Origin of the sequence: Microbacterium sp. BF1, assembly GCF_019279095.1 — a bacterium.
Taxonomy (GTDB): Bacteria; Actinomycetota; Actinomycetes; order Actinomycetales; family Microbacteriaceae; genus Microbacterium; species Microbacterium maritypicum.
Genome location: NZ_JAGYWT010000638.1, coordinates 1 through 1,213, shown reverse-complemented (window position 1 = coordinate 1,213; position 1,213 = coordinate 1). Strand labels below are relative to the sequence as shown.

Sequence of the window (1,213 nt, the reverse complement as noted above, 5' to 3'; positions counted from 1 at the left end):
GCCGCGCTTCCGGCGCGACGAGCAGGGGTGCACGCCCGGCGCTGAGAGCCGGGGCCGCAGGAGCGCCCAGGCCGAGGTAGTAGGCTGGGGGACTGGTCGATGTCTCGACATCGAGAGAATTACCAGACAGCAGCCCAGTGAAGGAACCACAGTGGATCTGTACGAGTACCAGGCACGAGACGTTTTCGAAAAGTACGGAGTGCCGGTCCTCGCCGGCATCGTCGCGGACACCCCTGAAGAGGTGAGGGCGGCTGCCGAGAAGATCGGCGGAGTGGTCGTCGTCAAGGCTCAGGTCAAGACCGGCGGCCGTGGAAAGGCGGGCGGCGTCAAGGTCGCCAAGACGCCCGACGAGGCGTATGAGGCAGCGAAGGCCATCCTCGGCCTCGACATCAAGGGTCATGTCGTCAAGCGCGTCATGGTCGCGCAGGGCGCGCGCATCGCCGAGGAGTTCTACTTCTCCGTGCTGCTCGACCGCGCCAACCGCTCCTACCTGAGCCTCTGCTCGGTCGAGGGTGGCATGGAGATCGAAGAGCTCGCCGTCGAGCGCCCTGAGGCGCTCGCGCGCGTCGAGGTCAACCCGCTCACCGGCATCGACAAGGCGAAGGCCGTCGAGATCGCCCGCGCGGCGAACTTCCCGGAAGACCTCGTCGAGAAGGTCTCCGACGTCTTCGTGAAGCTCTTCGACGTCTACAAGGGCGAGGACGCGACGCTCGTCGAGGTCAACCCGCTGGTCCGCACCGAAGAGGGCGACATCATCGCGCTCGACGGCAAGGTCACGCTCGACGACAACGCCTCCGAGATCCGCCACCCCGAGCACGAGGCGCTCGAGGACAAGGACGCCGCAGACCCGCTCGAGGCCAAGGCCAAGGAGTCGGGTCTCAACTACGTGAAGCTCGACGGCGAGGTCGGCATCATCGGTAACGGCGCAGGACTGGTCATGTCCACGCTCGACGTGGTCGCCTACGCGGGCGAGAACCACAACGGTGTGAAGCCGGCCAACTTCCTCGACATCGGCGGCGGCGCTTCGGCTGAGGTCATGGCCGCCGGCCTCGACGTCATCCTCGGCGACCCGCAGGTCAAGAGCGTGTTCGTCAACGTCTTCGGCGGCATCACGGCGTGCGACGCCGTCGCCAACGGCATCAAGGGTGCCCTCGAGACGCTGGGCGCCACGGCCTCCAAGCCGCTCGTCGTGCGCCTCGACGGCAACCGCGTC

Annotated in this window: 1 protein-coding gene; it reads left to right on the top strand. The window is 67.0% G+C overall.

All coding sequences use genetic code 11. The features are described from left to right. Positions 1–151 precede the first annotated feature (151 nt). Positions 152–1,213: ADP-forming succinate--CoA ligase subunit beta (gene sucC / locus KZA10_RS15640; RefSeq protein WP_218683345.1), on the top strand; the 1,062-nt coding region annotated here is incomplete at its 3' end.